12 protein-coding genes, 1 pseudogene and 1 riboswitch are annotated in these 15794 nt (G+C 48.9%); of the genes and pseudogenes, 8 read left to right on the top strand and 5 right to left on the bottom strand.

Translation table 11 applies throughout. From position 1 onward, the window contains the following. Positions 1-55 precede the first annotated feature (55 nt). The 5 genes and pseudogenes from G499_RS0109770 (at position 56) to G499_RS0109745 (ending at position 5641) form a co-directional block, all read left to right on the top strand. Positions 56-964 carry a hypothetical protein gene (locus G499_RS0109770; RefSeq protein WP_026999790.1) on the top strand — a complete coding sequence of 303 codons (909 nt, stop codon included), beginning with the start codon at positions 56-58 and terminating at the stop codon, positions 962-964. A 44-nt stretch (positions 965-1008) separates the two neighbouring features. Next, positions 1009-1671, top strand: a complete 663-nt coding sequence (locus G499_RS19470; RefSeq protein WP_051296133.1) for a hypothetical protein — start codon at positions 1009-1011, stop codon at positions 1669-1671. 199 nt (positions 1672-1870) lie between these two features. Further along, positions 1871-2057: riboswitch (cobalamin riboswitch) on the top strand. A gap of 234 nt (positions 2058-2291) precedes the next feature. After that, positions 2292-4610 carry a 5-methyltetrahydropteroyltriglutamate--homocysteine S-methyltransferase gene (metE, locus tag G499_RS0109755; protein ID WP_026999788.1) on the top strand — a complete coding sequence of 773 codons (2319 nt, stop codon included), beginning with the start codon at positions 2292-2294 and terminating at the stop codon, positions 4608-4610. A 452-nt stretch (positions 4611-5062) separates the two neighbouring features. Then, positions 5063-5215, top strand: a pseudogene (locus tag G499_RS22320) (cysteine-rich CWC family protein); the annotation flags it as partial. A 36-nt stretch (positions 5216-5251) separates the two neighbouring features. Beyond that, on the top strand, positions 5252-5641 hold the full coding sequence (locus G499_RS0109745; protein ID WP_026999786.1) for an acyl-CoA thioesterase: 390 nt from the start codon (positions 5252-5254) through the stop codon (positions 5639-5641). 289 nt (positions 5642-5930) lie between these two features. On the opposite strand, the gene G499_RS0109740 is transcribed toward G499_RS0109745, so the two are convergent. Further along, positions 5931-6572 (bottom strand): Crp/Fnr family transcriptional regulator, encoded by a 642-nt coding sequence (locus tag G499_RS0109740; protein WP_026999785.1) that lies wholly within the window; start codon positions 6570-6572, stop codon positions 5931-5933. 377 nt (positions 6573-6949) lie between these two features. On the opposite strand from G499_RS0109740, the gene pruA reads away from it, so the two are divergent. Then, on the top strand, positions 6950-8575 hold the full coding sequence (pruA, locus tag G499_RS0109735) for an L-glutamate gamma-semialdehyde dehydrogenase (RefSeq protein WP_026999784.1): 1626 nt from the start codon (positions 6950-6952) through the stop codon (positions 8573-8575). Between the two features lie 82 nt (positions 8576-8657). Here pruA and G499_RS22015 read toward each other — a convergent pair whose 3' ends face one another. Beyond that, the gene (locus G499_RS22015) at positions 8658-8798 is read right to left on the bottom strand and encodes a hypothetical protein (RefSeq protein ID WP_161627729.1); all 141 of its coding nucleotides are present in this window, start codon (positions 8796-8798) and stop codon (positions 8658-8660) included. Positions 8799-8860: 62 nt separating this feature from the next. On the opposite strand from G499_RS22015, the gene hemN reads away from it, so the two are divergent. Further along, complete coding sequence (hemN, locus tag G499_RS0109725) at positions 8861-10222, top strand: oxygen-independent coproporphyrinogen III oxidase (RefSeq protein ID WP_035727109.1); 1362 nt, start codon at positions 8861-8863, stop codon at positions 10220-10222. A gap of 275 nt (positions 10223-10497) precedes the next feature. Continuing rightward, on the top strand, positions 10498-12612 hold the full coding sequence (locus tag G499_RS21125; protein ID WP_026999782.1) for a ComEC/Rec2 family competence protein: 2115 nt from the start codon (positions 10498-10500) through the stop codon (positions 12610-12612). An 11-nt stretch (positions 12613-12623) separates the two neighbouring features. Here G499_RS21125 and G499_RS0109715 read toward each other — a convergent pair whose 3' ends face one another. From G499_RS0109715 to pyk, 3 genes are all read right to left on the bottom strand, one after another. Further along, positions 12624-13460 (bottom strand): coiled-coil domain-containing protein, encoded by an 837-nt coding sequence (locus G499_RS0109715; protein ID WP_026999781.1) that lies wholly within the window; start codon positions 13458-13460, stop codon positions 12624-12626. 13 nt (positions 13461-13473) lie between these two features. Beyond that, complete coding sequence (locus tag G499_RS0109710; protein WP_026999780.1) at positions 13474-13845, bottom strand: response regulator; 372 nt, start codon at positions 13843-13845, stop codon at positions 13474-13476. Between the two features lie 458 nt (positions 13846-14303). After that, on the bottom strand, positions 14304-15734 hold the full coding sequence (gene pyk, locus G499_RS0109700) for a pyruvate kinase (RefSeq protein ID WP_026999779.1): 1431 nt from the start codon (positions 15732-15734) through the stop codon (positions 14304-14306). Between the last annotated feature and the right edge of the window lie 60 nt (positions 15735-15794).

Here is a 15794-nt window from a genome sequence, read left to right as displayed (position 1 = left end):
ATCCAAAATGACGATATTTACGTTATGGTGTCATATCTATCAAACGATTGCCTCGATGATGCTACGAAACACCTCCCTCTGCGCCCTGCTGTTGGGGCTGATACAGTTTGCCCATGCACAAGTCAGCAGCCCTGACTGGCTACAAGGCCAGTGGCAAACCAAAAGCAGCTTGATGCTGATGGGAATGGCTTTTGAAGAACAAATAGCCCTGAACATAAGCATCACCGAACTGGTATTACACAAAACCCAAAGACAAGGGTTTATCTTGTCTGAGGCAGAGCGTCAAGAGCTAATCCCCCAATTAGAGGTGCTCAAAGCCCAGGGCAAGCTCACAGACCTGCGTACGCAAGAGCTTTATGAGGGTATTTTGGGTGCCGCGTTGACCTTCTCGTGTAAGTTGCCCCTAACCGCACATCATCCTTGGGATAAGCACAGTGGCTATTTTGTATGTGGAACGCCAACCGATTTTGATGCGTCGAGCACCCACCTCAACCCACCAATAGATACGCAAGACCTCGTGCAAATCCGGTGGGTGCAATACCAACGCTTGCCCGGCGGTCAAGTACGTTTTGTCTTGCAAGGCGACGACAACAGAGACCCTAAGCCCGAAGAAATGCGCCGGGAAGATGCTTTTAGGTTTGTCCGACCCCAAACTGCCGCCACACACGCCGCCCTGCCCAAGGCTGGTATCACGCCAGAAAATATAGCTGACTGGATTGCCCAAGTAGATGCCTTTTTACAAAGCCCCGAAATAGCACACCGCCGTAAAACAGAGCCAGAACCTGACCGTACGATGGGAGTGCTGGCCGGCTCAAGGCAGGAGATGGAGTTTATCTATGATTTTTTTGTGAGCCAAGGCCACAACCCTGTTGACGGCATCAAGACCTTATTCATCAACATAAACCGGCGACAACATCCCAATATAGCTGCTGATTTGTTGCAGCTTCTGCAAACAATGGACTGATTTTCATACAACAATGCCCCTCCAATATAACCCCATACCCCCCTATGAAACCACTGTATACAATTACCCTGCTGTTAGCGCTTATTTCCACTGTGCTCAAGGCCAGCCCCCTACCCCCCGATACTGTACCCACTCCCAAAGGCTACCTCAAACTCGTGGAGGCGCTAGGCGACCTCAATGGTGACAGCTCGGTAGAGCTGGTTGTCATCTACCAAACTAACGAAGAGACCGACCTCGGAATGGTGCGAGAGATTCGCATTTTCCAAAAAACTAAAGGCAACTGGAGCCTATGGCACCAAAGCCGGGGGGCAGTGCTGCCCAGTCAGGCCGGAGGGATGATGGGAGATCCTTTCCAAACCCTAAGCATCAAAAACGGCCAAATAGTATTAGAGCACTTTGGCGGCAGCCGCGAGAAATGGCAATACATCCATACGTATCAATACCAAGACAAACAGTGGTACTTGGCCAAGGCCGAAGTGGAATTTGGAGACCCCTGCGGCCAAACTACCCGCTTTGAATACCAACTCAAGGATGGGGCATTTAGGCTTGAACAATTTTCGGAAAACTGCGACGAGGTTGCAGAAACCGTTGAGCAGAGACAATCGCTCAGCTTTGGCATCCCCCCACAAAAAAAGTACCCAATGGATGACTTCAATCCCGGAGAAAACCCGCTGGAGCTAGGCCCCAATAACATCGTGTATTTTTAAAAACCATTGTTAACGGTATCGCCCCACAGGGCTTTGTCAGCAACTTAGTTGCGGGATAAGCAAGATTTTAGCGATTTAAAATGCTGATAAAAAGCCACTTATACCCATAACATCCAGATATTACGCAAAAAAACACGACTGTTCGGCATTTATTAAAGGGCTTATGCTATTTTTGCGAACATAAGTTCTTTGTTTCGTAATTTCATCAACGCAAAAGCGGTTCTATGGAAGCATAGATTAAAAGGGAATCGTGTGAAAATCACGAGCTGACGCGCAACTGTAAGTAACGTATCGGTTTTTGTCCTCGCGTACCATTGCCCCTGTGGGGCGAGAAGGTCGGCAAAAATGTTACAAGCCAGGAGACCTGCCCTTTTGTATTGACCCACGCCCTCGCGATTTGGGGCCTCAAGTCAGGAAGATGTATCTGCTCACACCTAATTTTTGAGGGGAATGCCTTGTCCTTTCGGCAGCATTCGACCGAGGTCTCTGCGTGTGTGTAGCATACTTATTTTTTTGACCCAACTCCCTCATTGTTTTTTACGGTGTATCGCCTGTGTGCGTGGCGAAGTTTCGCTTGAAGAGCTTTTGACTTCATTGTTTCACAAAAAGTTAAAAGTCCTATGCAAACGCATAACCTCGGCTATCCGCGAATTGGTAGCCACCGCGAACTCAAAAAAGCCAGCGAAAACTATTGGGCCGGCAATGCTAGCGCCCAAGAGCTGCAACAGACTGCATACGAGCTGCGCCTGCGCCATTGGAAAGCCCAATCGGAAGCCGGTATTGAGCTTGTTCCGGTCAATGACTTCTCGCTCTACGACCACGTACTCGACACCCTCCTAACCTTTGGCGCTATCCCCGAGCGCTACCAACCCCTTGTTGGCGGTGCGCAACCTCTTGACCTCTATTTTGCGATGGCCCGTGGCCATCAGCGCGACGGCCTAGACCTACGTGCGATGGAGATGACCAAGTGGTTTGACACCAACTACCACTACATCGTCCCTGAGTTTCACCGTGAGCAACAGTTCCAGCTATTCCGCCCCAAGGTACTCGACGAGCTCGCCGAAGCCTTACAAGCAGGCATCAAGGCCAAGCCCGTGCTGCTAGGGCCTATCTCGTTTTTGTTGTTGGGTAAGGCCAAAAACACTGACTTCAATACCCTCGACCTGCTCCCGCGCCTGTTGCCCGTCTATGCTCAATTGTTACAGCGCATTGCCGACCAAGGCGTAACTTGGGTACAGCTCGATGAGCCTATCCTCGCCACCGACATATCGCCGGAGGCGCAAATCGCCTTGGTACAAGCCTACAACTACCTCCGCAAAAGTGTCCCCGGTCTGAAGTTTTTGTTGGCCAACTATTTCGACTGCTTTGGCGAAGCGCTCGACACCGTGTTGAGCCTGCCCGTAGAGGCCTTACACCTCGATTTGGTACGCTGCCCTTCACAGCTCGACGACCTGCTCGAACACCCCGCCCTAGGCGACCAACGCATCCTGTCGCTTGGTGTGGTAGACGGTCGCAACGTTTGGCGCAATGATTTTGCCCATAGCCTCACCTTCTTGCGCAAGGCTGTGGCCAAAGTCGGAGAAGCACGCGTATGGGTGGCTCCCTCTTGCTCGCTGCTGCATAGCCCCATCGACTTGTCGCTAGAGACCAAGCTCGACCAAGAACTACAACAATGGCTTGCCTTTGCACAGCAAAAGCTCGAAGAGGTCAGCACCTTGGCCGAACTGGCCAGCACTGCCGAGCCAAGTCGCCGAGCCCTCGCCCGCCTAGAGCTTAACCAGCAGGCACACGAAGCCCGCCGCCGCTCTACCCGCATCCATAATCCGGAGGTGAAAAAGCGTCTCGAAGCCCTCAAGGCCGACCACTTCCGCCGACAGTCGGCTTTCGACCAACGCCAATCAGCCCAACACAAAGCGCTCAAGCTACCGCTCTTCCCTACTACGACCATCGGCTCTTTCCCACAAACCCCAGAAATACGTGCCTTGCGTGCCAACTTCAAAAAAGGCGCAATCAGTGCTGCCGAATATGAAGCGGCAATGGAAGAAGCCATCCGCGAATCTATCACTTGGCAAGAAGAGGTCGGGATGGACGTGCTCGTACACGGCGAATTTGAGCGCAACGATATGGTCGAATACTTTGGCGAACTACTCGAAGGCTTTGCCTTTACCCAATATGGTTGGGTACAGAGCTATGGCAGCCGCTGTGTGAAGCCGCCCATCATTTATGGTGATGTATGGCGCAGCCGCGACCTGTCCGTCCGATGGAGTAGCTTTGCCCAAGCCCAAACCCAACTGCCCGTAAAAGGGATGCTCACAGGGCCGGTAACCATCTTGCAGTGGTCTTTTGTGCGTGATGACCAGCCCCGCCACCAAACAGCCTTCCAAATCGCTTGTGCCATCAATGATGAGGTAAAAGCCCTCGAAGTCGCCGGTATCGGTGTGATTCAGATTGATGAGCCAGCCTTCCGCGAAGGATTGCCACTGCGCCAAAAAGACCGCCCCGCCTACTTGGACTGGGCCGTGAAAGCTTTCCGACTGTCTAACAGCGGAGTGTCCGACCAAACCCAAATCCATACCCATATGTGCTACTCTGAGTTCAATGATATCATTGAGGCCATCGCTGCGATGGATGCCGACGTGATTACCATCGAAACCTCCCGCTCAGATATGGAGCTCTTGGATGCCTTTGTGGACTTCAAGTACCCCAACGAAATAGGCCCCGGCGTGTATGACATCCACTCCCCTCGCATTCCCAGCACCGACGAGATGGAGGCGCTCTTGCTCAAAGCGCTTAAGTTTGTCCCCGCCCGCAACCTGTGGGTCAACCCCGACTGTGGCCTCAAAACCCGTCGTTGGCCCGAAACCAAGGAAGCCCTCATACGGATGATTGCCGTAGCCAAGGCGCTGCGCGAAAAGACAGCCGCTTCCGTGGCATCATAAGCTCCCGGAATATGCCAAGATTTGCCTGATTATCAAGGATTTTTAAGGCACTTTTCTTGTTTTATTCTGGGGCTTACCCTTCGGGTCGCGCTAGGCGGCTGTACTCCTCGCACTTCGTGCTGTGGGGTACTGCTCGCCTATCGCTAAGCCGCGTGCGCCCGCTTGTGTCAGAGGCTTCACCCTGTCAGCACGAGGCCTGATTTTGGTGTCAAACAGCGTTTGAGCAAACCATTTTAGCCACCATAGGAGATGAAGGAATAAGTTTGCAAACCTATCGCTAAGGAGGTTTTCGAGAACTTTAGCACCAAAATCACGGAAGAGCCAATATATGACGCAAAGAGCCTTCCAAGCAAAACAGGACTTGCCCAAACCGTTTTAGCCACCCTAGCCCTAAGGGTAACCCTGTACTGAGCGCTCCAACCCAAACTTTTTTTCACCAAACAAGCAGGCCTATGCCCAGTCACGAACACAAACCTTGCGCCCGCTGTGGCAGCACTTTTGAGTGTAAGGTAGGTAGCGTTACGCTCTGCCACTGCTTCGACCAGCCCCTGAGCTACGAAGCACAGCAGTATATCGCCTCCCAATATTCGGACTGCCTCTGCGCCACCTGCTTACAATTACTCCACAAACAATACCAACAAATGAGCACTGCCATTGCCTCCCGAATAGCCGCTTCAGAAAGCCGCGTATTCAAAGTAGTATTCCCTAACACCACCAACCATTACGACACCCTCTTCGGAGGTACGGCGATGGAAATGATGGATGAGGTAGCCTTTATTACCGCCACACGATTCAGCCGCAAGCGGGTTGTTACGGTTTCTTCTAGCAAGATTGACTTCAAAAAATCTATCCCCGCAGATACCATCATCGAGCTGATAGGCCGTGTGGTGCGTGTGGGGCGCACCAGTCTGGAGGTGGAAGTCTCTATCTTCAAAGAGGAAATGTATCAAGAAGGCCGAGAGCACGCCATCCAAGGCACGTTCACCTTTGTAGCCCTCGACGAAAACAAGCAGCCCACTCTCGTAATCTAAGCACTTGTTTATACTCAACCACAATTAGTTTGGGAAATCTTTGCACTAAAAATCCTTGATAATCAAGAAATCAAATTCTACAAATCCCCAAATCTTGTGAATCTTGGTATAAAAACGCTCGCCGTAGCCCTCCCACGATTAAAATCGTGGGCTATATGTAATGCCTGCGTTTTTTGCCTAGTATCAGCACAAAAACCAGTTGTTTTGCCTGCCCTGCTGAAAATTTAAACAAGCACTAAGTACTGCGAAGCTAGCAAAAACCTGCCTACAAGACACCTGTAGGCCGGTTTTATAGCTTTTTATTGATAATTTGGTTGCGTTGTAAGGCGATATAACCCTCTTTTTCCATTTTCTTGAGCAGGCGCGAAATCACCTCTCGCGAGGTACTGAGGTCGGCAGCAATCTCTTGGTGGGTGGTGTTGAGAATATCCCCTTCTGCATCAAAATGCCGTTTGAGGTAAAACTCTAGCCGCTCGTCCATCCCTCTAAATGCAACACTATCCAGTACTTGGAGCATCTCATCAAAACGGCTGCGGTAGTTTTTGAGCACAAAATTGTACCAAGAGCGGTTGTTGCCAAACAACACTTCTGTTTGCATTACGGGCACAACCAAGGTGCGGGTAGGTGATACGGCCTTGGCCGTGATTTGACTAGGCTCGCTGTTGGCCGAGCAAATCATACTCAGGGCACAAGCCTGCCCCGGCTCAAGGTAATAAATAAAAAACTCGCTACCATCTTCGCTCTCCCGATAGAGTTTGACACGCCCGTCGAGGATGAGCATTGTCTGCTTGATATATTGCCCTGTACGCATCATCACCTCGCCCTCTTCCCACTGGCGTATTTGGCCGTGTTCGGTCAGATGTGTGATGACCTCTTGGTCTAATTGGCTAAATTGCTCTTGAAAAAGCTTTAGGTCTATTGTATCAATCATTTTCGGTTGTTGGTCTTTAAGCAAAGATACCGATTAGCGGACAACAACTCCGTAACAATTGTTACAAATTATGCCAAGATTCATTTGATTTGAGGGTTTACAGGAGTTGATTTTTTTTGATTCTCAAGGATTTTTAGCGCCACACATTTCCCAAACCAATTTTGGTCGGAGTATAGCGCACCTATTTCTGTGTGTCTTTATTTTTTGGGGAGATTACCCATCTTCGACATACATTTACCCACAAAGAGCATAAGGCACACACAAAGAGCGCTTGGAGAGTTGCTCAAGATATTGCACCTTTGTATATCCGTGCTTTCCTGTTAGCTAACTGAAAGTGCGCCCCATCAATGCATCATACACCTCAAAACAACAAAAATATGAGCTACGGATTTTTTAACACCCCTACGCCCATCAACGAGCCTATCCTGAGCTATGCGCCCGGTACGCCGGAGCGTGAGCGCTTGGCCAACACCCTGAAAGAGATGCGCGGCCAACAAATGGCTATCCCGATGTATATCGGCAGTGAGCGCATTTTTACAGATAAAAAAATCAATCTTACTCCTCCCCACGACCATCAGCACGTATTGGGGTATTTTACCGAAGGCGATGCCGGCCACGTAGAGCAGGCCATCAATGCGGCCTTGGGCGCTAAGGAGGCTTGGGCTGCAATGAGCTGGGAACACCGTGCCTCTATTTTTCTCAAAGCTGCCGACCTGATTGCGGGCAAGTACCGCGCACGCCTCAATGCGGCTACGATGCTGGGGCAGTCGAAAAATGCGTTTCAGGCCGAGATTGATTCTGCCTGCGAAATCATCGATTTCTTGCGCTTCAATGTGCAGTATATGGCCCAAATTTATGCCGACCAACCGCAGTCTGCACCCGGTATCTGGAACCGTATGGAGTACCGCCCGCTCGAAGGTTTTGTGTTTGCCATTACGCCCTTCAACTTTACGGCCATTGCGGGTAACCTCCCCGCCGCTCCAGCAATGATGGGCAATACTGTGGTGTGGAAACCTGCCTACACTCAAATATATTCTGCTCAAGTACTGATGGAGGTCTTTCAAGAGGCCGGTGTGCCCGACGGGGTCATCAACTTGGTGTATGTAGATGGCCCCGTGGCCGGAGAGGTAGTCTTCAAACACCCCGACTTTGCAGGCCTGCACTTTACAGGTAGCACGGCGGTATTCAAACACCTCTGGAAAACCATTGGCCAAAATATCGACCACTACAAGACTTATCCCCGCATTGTGGGCGAAACGGGTGGCAAAGACTTTGTGTTGGCACACAAATCTGCCGATGCCAAAGCTCTAGCCACTGCACTGGTGCGTGGTGCTTTTGAGTTTCAGGGGCAAAAATGTTCGGCAGCCTCTCGTGCCTACATCCCCTCGAATCTTTGGGAAGAGGTGAAGGGCTATATGCTTACCGACCTAGCCTCCATCAAAATGGGCGGTACGGAAGACTTTGGCAACTTCATCAATGCCGTTATCGATGAGCGAGCCTTCGACAAAATCGTGGGCTACATCGAACGCGCCAAGCAAACCGACGGCGTAACCGTCGTGGCTGGAGGTACTTACGACAAGAGCAAGGGCTACTTCATTGCCCCTACCGTGCTACAGTCTATCGACCCGCTTTCTGAGACGATGTGCGAGGAGATTTTCGGCCCTGTGCTCACCATCTATGTCTACCACGAAGAGAACTTTGAGGATACACTCAAGCTCGTAGACCAAACTTCTCCCTACGCCCTCACAGGCGCTATCTTCTCTCAAGACCGCTACGCGATTGAGTTGGCTACCAAGGCTTTGAGCAATGCTGCCGGAAACTTCTACATCAACGACAAGCCTACGGGAGCCGTAGTAGGTCAGCAGCCTTTTGGCGGGGCTCGTGCCTCCGGTACCAACGACAAAGCCGGCGCGATGATGAACCTCCTCCGCTGGGTGTCGGCACGCACCATCAAAGAGACCTTTGCCCCACCGGTAGACTACCGCTACCCCTTCTTGGGCTAGACCTGATAGTTCTTAGTACAAGTAAGCACATCCGTTTCCCAAACTGATTGCTATTGGGTATGCCTCCCAAATAAACTAGGGATTAGCTCTTGTGAATCTTGGCATAAAAACAATACCCATACCCCTGACGGCGCTTTCTGCTGTCAGGGGCTATTTTGTTGGGGAGGTGATACATCAACTCTTGTGAATCTTGGCATAAAAACAACAGACTGACAAATGTCATAGCATCAGCGCGCTAACATCACTAGCTTTGGCTTATTGATGTAACCCTAACGCTATTTAGAGATGACTATCAGCACTTCCCTTTTGCGCAAATACAACAAACCCGTACCGCGTTATACCAGCTACCCTACTGTTCCTTATTGGGATAATGCGCCAAGTGCCTATCAATGGCAGGATATGGTGGCCGATGCTTTTGCACAAAGCAATGCCCGCAAAGGGATTGCGCTTTACATCCATCTCCCTTTCTGCGAAAGCCTCTGTACTTACTGTGGTTGCAATACCCGTATTACTGTCAATCACCACGTCGAAATCCCTTATATCCAAGACCTACTCAGTGAATGGGCGCTTTACAATGAATGTTTCGATGCTCAGCCCATCATCCGTGAGTTGCATCTTGGTGGCGGAACTCCTACTTTTTTTAATCCCGCAAACCTTCAGCGTCTCATTGAAGGGATTTTGAAGCATAGCGTCTTGGCCGAAGATGCCGTGCTGAGCTTCGAAGCTCACCCCCACAATACAACCCAAGCCCACCTTGACACGCTCTATGCGCTGGGGTTCAGACGTATCAGTATTGGGGTACAAGATTTTGACACCAAGGTTCAATGTGCCATCAATCGTATCCAAACTAGGGACGAAGTGGCGGCTCTAAGCCAAAAAGCACGCCTTACGGGGTTTGATTCAGTCAACTATGACCTTATTTACGGGCTTCCTATGCAAACAGAAACTTCTGTAAGCCAGACTATCCAGCAAGTGTTACAAGACCGCCCCGATCGAATTGCCTTCTATAGTTATGCGCATATCCCTTGGCGCAAACCGGCGCAAAAGTCTTTTGAGTCAATGTTGCCCAAGCCCGAGATGAAGCATCAACTCTATACCCTTGGCAAACAACTGCTCTTAGAGAGTGGCTATGTCGAGATAGGGATGGATCATTTTGCGCTTCCTAGTGATGAACTGGCTATTGCGGCTAACCAAAAACAATTACATCGCAACTTTATGGGCTATACTGTACGCCATACCCAACTACTCATCGGCCTAGGCGTGTCTTCTATTGGGGATGCTTGGATGGGTTTTGCCCAAAATGCCAAAACAGTAGATGAGTATCGCCAACTACTCAAACAACGCCGCCTGCCCATTACCCACGGCCACCAACTCACCAATGAAGACCTCGTATTGCGCAGACATATCTTGAGGCTGATGTGCCGATTTGAAACCTCTTGGGCTTTGCCCCAAGACCAAACCGCCGTACTTTATGATTTGCTGCCACAGCTCCAAGCTTTGGAATCCGATGGGCTGCTGCACCTAGAGGCTCAGTCCCTGAAAATAACGCCCTTAGGTCGAGGGTTTGTAAGAAACATTTGTGCGGTATTTGATGCGCGATTGCAGCAAAAAGCACCTCAATCAGCCATTTTTTCCCAAAGTATTTAGGGCCTGTTCAATAAATATCTTGCCCATTTCCAAGGAGGGTAAAGTAGTGATGTATGTATTATACCAAGATTGACAAGATTTGAGGACACGCCACTGGACATTTTTGGAAAAGTAGCTCGGGGCTCCAATCTTTTTTCAAACATTGATAGGGTTTTATTGTCTAATTCAGTATAAAAAACACATAAACACTACTTTATATTGTATTATGGTTTGTTTTTTAATATATTAGCTACCAACAGCATCTACTATCAAACCATTATTCTTAGAAATATACTATGCAATGGCTTCCTTATAGCTATGTACGGCTACTGGCTGCTCTGGTTTTGGGTATTTTATGGCAATACTTCTTTCCTACACCCCAAAATATATTTATTGTATGGGTGATTGTTGCTAGCTTTATCTATGGCTTGAGCCCTTGGTATGTTCCTTCGCACAAGCGCCATCAAGCTCAACTATGGCTTGGGCTGTTGGGGCTTTCGGTTTTTATGGGTGTCGGCGCTGTACGCTGTTATCAGACAGTAGCCCGCAATCATCCCTCACATTTTGTCCACCAACCAACAGATAGCTTGAGGGCTTATGTGGTTCGAATCACCGACGAGGTACAGGCTAAATCAAGCTACTGGCAAACAATCGCAGAGGTAAGGGCGTTGCGCTACCCCGATGGATGGCATCGTTGCCATGGCAAAATTCTGCTTCGAATCGCTTATACTGACAGCCTCCCCGAGCCAAGTAGTGCTCCGCTAGTAGGCGACGAGCTGATAATCAAGGGCATATATAGTCCCATTGATGAAGCTAAAAATCCCCATAGTTTTGACTATCAGGCTTACTTATGGCACAAGGGAATCTACTGCCAACAATATGTGCAGCCACAACATATCGGCATAATAGCCCGCCAGACCCTGCCTTGGTGGCAACAAGCTTCGCTACAAATACGCCACTACTGCCAAATACAGCTTCACACTTATCTACCCGAAGCTGAAGCTTTAGGCATAGCCTCTGCCTTGGTGTTGGGTGTCAAGACAAACCTCGACACTGAAACCTCTCAAACATATGCCCAAGCCGGACTGATGCACATATTGGCTGTTTCGGGGCTGCATTTGGGGTTGGTAGCAGGCCTAGTCTCCTTGATGCTAAAGCCTTTGCGGCGGTGGCGTTATGGAGTTTGGGTATATAGTCTCTTAGTGATTATGGTTTTGTGGGGCTATGCTTTCCTAACCGGGGCTTCAGCATCGGTACTACGGGCAGCCACGATGTTCTCACTGATTTTATTAGGGCAAGCCCTCACCCGACAAACCAATATTTACAACATTATCGCAGCTTCGGCCTTTATCTTACTTTTGTACAATCCAATGCTATTGTTTTCTCTAGGGTTTCAGCTTTCTTATCTGGCTGTTATTGGAATAATTTACCTATATCCAAAGATTTATGGCATATTCTCAATCCCTAACCCATACTTAGACAAAGCGTGGCAGTTGTCGGCTGTTTCGATATCAGCACAATTAGCAACTTTTCCGCTAGGCCTGTACTATTTTCATCAGTTTCCAAACTATTTTCTACTATCCAATCTAATGGTCTTGCCTGTCGTACCATTTATTTTAGGGGGCGGAATCCTGTTGTTGTTGCTCTCCCCATTCCCTTACCTAGCCGTGTGGTTGGGTTGGCTGTTGAGTCAGACCATTGTCTGGATGGGAATCTTGGTGCGTTGGCTTACTAGCTTGCCATACGCCAGTACTCAGGGCATATATCTCAACGGCTGGGAATTGTGTTTTTTGTATGGGATGCTCTTGGGTGTCTTATTACTGTTGGCTCAACGACGTTTTGTCTACGTGTGGTTGTGTGTAGGAATGGTAACAGCTTGGAGCAGCAGCCGCATATATTACCAATACCAGCTCCGCTCACAGCGGTTGATGACTGTATATTATTTGCCCAAAAATCCCCACTTACAGCTTTTACAAGGCCAAAAAGCCCAAGTATTGCTGCCCAACAAATTATCTGCTGTGCAGTCTGCTGACTATCAGTTTGCGCTTGGTGGCCATCATACGGCCTTAGGCTTGCAGGTTTGTCATTTTGAGCGGCAAAAAATCAGGCCGGGCAGTCTGGCCTTTGAGTTGGTTTTTTGGCAAGGGCAGCGCATTGCCCTTGTGTCGGGGGCGGTTAGCCCTGCTTTTTGGGAACTTTGTGGCGAAGCCGGAGTGTCGGTATTTATTTTACAAAACAATGCCGTGCGAAGTTTGAAGCCTTTGGCAGACAAGCTTCCTCGCCAAGCACAGTATGTAGTAGATGCCAGTAACTATACCAAAACCACTCAAAAACTCAAACAAGATGCCGCTGAGCTGGGCTTACAATGGCACGATGTCCGCAGCCAAGGAGCTTGGCTTTGGCGGTTTTAGTGGTTGGGTTGTTAGAGTTGCTCTTTGTGTCGACTGGGGAGTTTGGCTTTCACACTGGAGAGGCGCGCCTCTAGTTCGCGGCGTTTTTGCGCCAGGGCTTCTTCTTCTGCTACTAGTGCATAGGCTTTTTGATAAAAATCATAGGCGCTCATTAGGTGTTCGTTTTTCTTTCGGGCAGCAAGCTTGGTTTTTTGCGCCAATTCCTCTTCGGCCAAACCTTGGGCAATGAGCTTGTCCACTTGTGCTTGTAATGTGCGGATGCGCTCTTCTTGCAGGCGTATATCTTTTTGGGCTATTTTTTCGGCTTGTGTGGCAATGACTTTGGCGTTCTGCTCACGCAGCGATTCCTGAAGGGCGAGTTGGTCTTTGAGAGAGATTACCTCATCTGTCAGCTGATTGACTTGCTTTTGTAAGGCAATGATTTCCAACTCCTTGGCCTGTAGGTCTGTTTTGAGTTGATTGATAATGCCTCTCAGGCCGGCGACCTGTGCGCCATTCGTTGCTTCTTGGTTGGCCAGCAGTTGCTCCAACACTTCGATGCGGTCATTGCTGGCGCGCACATAGCGCTGTAGCCCTTCGATTTTGGAGAGGATATCACTCCGTTTGCGTGCCCCTTTTTCACGTTTAATCAAGGTATTGAGTTCATATTGCTCAAGATTGACGGAGTCGAGCGTCTCGTTAAGCAAGACCATCAAAGAGTCCATCTCTTGGTTGGCACGGGCCTGTTGTATATATTTTTGTAGCAATGCTTCTTTCTCTTGGTTGAGTCGCTCTTCGCGGGTATTGCAGGCAACAAGTCCAAGGATTGGTATCAAGATAAATGGAAAAAAAATAGGCAGGCTTTTCATAGTGTTTAAAAAATCAGGGCAGGTTATCCAATATTTTCTTCACTTGTTGGTCATCCAGTGGCTTGATCAGGTAGTCAATTACTTGGTTGTAGCCTTTGGCACGCTTCATATCCTTTTGTCCAATAGAAGAGGTCAAAATCATCACGGGGATATCTATCTTGTCGGCTTGCATTTGTTCTAAAAACTCCCACGCGTTGATGTCATTCATATTGATATCGAGCAAGATAAGGGCCGGGTTGCGTCCTGATTTGAGGTAGCTCAGGCCATCTTGCCCTTGTTCGAATATCTGCATTCGGATACGGTCTGATTGCCGGGCAAACATCCGCTGAATAATCATATTATTGATGGGGTCATCATCTACTAACAATATTACCTGAGTATCCATAGCAATTTGTATTACATTTGCGATTGTATGTCTTGTAGAGGCTTGGTTTTATATGCAATATAGCTAAAGTTTTGAGATGCTCTGTGTTTGGCAGTATTTGATTTGTATGATTTAAAATATTCAAACACAGCGCTATCACCCCTCCCAAGTATTAGGAAGTAGCTCATATAGCCCCAAGGTATGTTTCTGTTTGTTCTAATTTTTACCGTTATGCAAATTACGCAAATTGGCCGTATTTCGTATTATTTTTTGCCAGCCCTTGGGACATTTTGGGGTTTTGTGTTGGGTTGGGGCTTTGTTGTCGCCCTATAGCGCACACAAAAGCACAAAGCAGTAGTATCGCTTAGCTCTTGGTTGTTACATGCACATCAACGACAAGGGTTGCCCCAAAGCAAAACACCTAGCTCTTCCGAACTTGGAATTCCAAAGTTACGGAAGAGACTTGCTTTAATTCGACACTAGCGTGCTATCGAAAGTTTAATGGCATTGGTACGTCGCTTCTCTGCAATAGGCATACTGGCGGTGTTGATAAATACGTCGCCGTGCGCCAGATAGCCCTCCTTCATCAAGAACTGTTTGAGGTCGTTGAAAGTAGCATCAGTAGAGACGAGGCTATCGTAGAAGAAAGTACGCACTCCCCAGACAAGGTTGAGCACAGGGATTATTTTTTTATTAGAGGTGAAAATAAATATATGTGCTTTGGGGCGGTGTGCGGCTATACGGAAAGCCGTGTAGCCCGAGGTGGTCATCCCTACAATAGCCTGAGCCTTGGTGTCTTTAGAAAGCACGCAGGCCGCCGCTATGACGCTATCGTTGTAGAAGGTTTCGGCGGCTGTATCCAATACATAAGGGCGGTTGTAGACCCTAGGCGACTTTTCTTCTACGATACGGATGGTTTCGGCCATCGACTGAATGACCAACTCAGGGTATTTGCCTACGGCAGTTTCGGCGCTGAGCATCAAGGCATCAGCTCCATCAAGAACAGCATTGGCTACGTCGTTCGTCTCGGCGCGGGTTGGGCGTGGGCTGTCAATCATACTCTCCATCATCTGGGTAGCGATAATTACCGGCTTGGCTGCGTCTGTGCTTTTTTGTACAATCATTTTCTGAATCATCGGCACTTCTTCCATTCCTACTTCTACCCCTAGGTCGCCACGGGCCACCATCAGTGCGTCGGTCGCTTCGATGATTTCATCAATAAGGTTGATTGCTTGTGGCTTTTCTATCTTAGCCACAATGCGGGTATCCTTGCCTCTTTGCCGGATGATGTGTCGCAGCAAGTGAATATCTGTTGGAGAGCGCACAAACGAAAGAGCAACCCAGTCTACCTCGTGTTCTAGCCCAAAGTAGAGATCTTCGGTGTCTTTTTCGGTCAGTGAGGGGGTTGATACCAAGGTGTTGGGCAGATTGATACCTTTTTTGGAACGTAGAGGCCCGCCATAAATTACGGTAGCCTTGACCTCCTCTCCATCGATGCTTTGTACTTTTAGCTCTATCTTCCCATCATCAATGAGGATACGGTCTCCTTCGCTGACATCCTTGGGTAGTGCGGTGTAGTTGGTACTGATAAGGGCTTCGCTGCAAGGAACGTTGGCCGTGGTGATTCGGACGGTCTGCCCTTTTTCGAGCATTACTTCCCCACCTTCGACTTCACGCGTACGGATTTTGGGGCCTTGCAAATCTTGTAAGATAGAGATACTATAACCGTATTCAACATTGATAGCGCGTATATGTTGAATGACCTGAAAGTGCTCTTCGTGTGTGCCGTGTGAAAAATTGAGCCTGAAGACATCTACTCCGGCCTGAGCCAAGGCCAACAATCGTTCTTTGGTATTAGAAGCTGGGCCTACGGTGGCTACAATTTTGGTTTTATTGAAGTTTGCGTGCATACAATCCTTGTTTGAAATAGCGTTGGGGGGTGGTTTGTTTGATGCCATTAAATTAGACAT

It is taken from the genome of Eisenibacter elegans DSM 3317 (assembly GCF_000430505.1).
GTDB classification, from domain to species: domain Bacteria; phylum Bacteroidota; class Bacteroidia; order Cytophagales; family Microscillaceae; genus Eisenibacter; species Eisenibacter elegans.
This window is presented reverse-complemented; position numbering and strand designations above follow the sequence as displayed.

What these genes read in the sequence shown, in the direction of transcription:
- pyk (WP_026999779.1), bottom strand. Translation starts at nt 15,734, where the DNA reads ATGCACGCAAACTTCAATAAAACCAAAATTGTAGCCACCGTAGGCCCA.
- G499_RS0109770 (WP_026999790.1), top strand. Translation starts at nt 56, where the DNA reads ATGATGCTACGAAACACCTCCCTCTGCGCCCTGCTGTTGGGGCTGATA.
- G499_RS0109710 (WP_026999780.1), bottom strand. Translation starts at nt 13,845, where the DNA reads ATGGATACTCAGGTAATATTGTTAGTAGATGATGACCCCATCAATAAT.
- pruA (WP_026999784.1), top strand. Translation starts at nt 6,950, where the DNA reads ATGAGCTACGGATTTTTTAACACCCCTACGCCCATCAACGAGCCTATC.
- G499_RS22015 (WP_161627729.1), bottom strand. Translation starts at nt 8,798, where the DNA reads ATGACATTTGTCAGTCTGTTGTTTTTATGCCAAGATTCACAAGAGTTG.
- G499_RS0109715 (WP_026999781.1), bottom strand. Translation starts at nt 13,460, where the DNA reads ATGAAAAGCCTGCCTATTTTTTTTCCATTTATCTTGATACCAATCCTT.
- metE (WP_026999788.1), top strand. Translation starts at nt 2,292, where the DNA reads ATGCAAACGCATAACCTCGGCTATCCGCGAATTGGTAGCCACCGCGAA.
- G499_RS19470 (WP_051296133.1), top strand. Translation starts at nt 1,009, where the DNA reads ATGAAACCACTGTATACAATTACCCTGCTGTTAGCGCTTATTTCCACT.
- G499_RS0109740 (WP_026999785.1), bottom strand. Translation starts at nt 6,572, where the DNA reads ATGATTGATACAATAGACCTAAAGCTTTTTCAAGAGCAATTTAGCCAA.
- G499_RS0109745 (WP_026999786.1), top strand. Translation starts at nt 5,252, where the DNA reads ATGAGCACTGCCATTGCCTCCCGAATAGCCGCTTCAGAAAGCCGCGTA.
- G499_RS21125 (WP_026999782.1), top strand. Translation starts at nt 10,498, where the DNA reads ATGCAATGGCTTCCTTATAGCTATGTACGGCTACTGGCTGCTCTGGTT.
- hemN (WP_035727109.1), top strand. Translation starts at nt 8,861, where the DNA reads ATGACTATCAGCACTTCCCTTTTGCGCAAATACAACAAACCCGTACCG.